At 57.7% G+C, this 674-nt stretch carries 1 protein-coding gene; it reads left to right on the top strand.

The genetic code is table 11. The annotated features are described in order from the left end of the window. Positions 1-301, top strand: a 301-nt coding sequence (locus tag NR187_RS34835; RefSeq protein WP_256809523.1) for a hypothetical protein, incomplete at its 5' end; no start/stop codon positions are given. Positions 302-674: the final 373 nt, after the last annotated feature.

Genomic DNA, 674 nt, shown 5'->3' with positions numbered 1-674 from the left:
GTCGGGCCAGCTTGAGGACGTAAATTGGGGGCGACAAACTTTTCAACGAGCCGTTTTGCGAAGCCTTCAAAAGGCCGCTTCCGACCTTTGTTTTGTCAAGTTTCGAGATGATGGGACAGGACTTCTTTGGAAAGCGAAACGTCAGTTCTTTTCACCGAGTCCGAAAATAAATGCGGTCGTCGTGCGCGCATGTCGACGGCAACCGAGGTTCGGTGAAATTTTCAGAATTGGGCGATTCTGCTGTCATGTAAAGCAAGCCGCTCTGGAAGGTTCATTTTGTGATCCGCAGGCAAGACGTTGACCTTTGGGGCGTCGGTGGAGCTTCGAGGTTCCCTGAAATGGGGATGGAGAAGGAACTCTTCAAGTCCGGCGCGTGGGGACTCGGGGGCCGGGAAGATGCCCCCAATTCTGGAGGAGGCACATAGCACGGGCCGGCCCTGTTCGATCATCGCAGCGGCATCCGATTGGTCAACGAATCAGGTCAGCCGAGGCTTGCTAACGATACATTCGCTTGTCGTGCCGCGATCTCCAACGCGCCTGCCGGCGGTTAACGCGCGCCTAACAAGGAGAAACTAGCGCGTGAGCGGCTTTGATTTCTTCCGCAGGGCCTTCGGCATGAGGGCGGCAATGCGCGCGTACTCGGACGCCTCAGAGCGCGGCGCGCGGGGAGCCCG

Origin of the sequence: Bradyrhizobium sp. Bra64 (assembly GCF_024519875.1) — a bacterium.
GTDB lineage: Bacteria > Pseudomonadota > Alphaproteobacteria > Rhizobiales > Xanthobacteraceae > Bradyrhizobium > Bradyrhizobium japonicum_G.
Note: the sequence above shows the minus strand (reverse complement) of the source record. Positions and strands in the feature narration are given on the sequence as shown.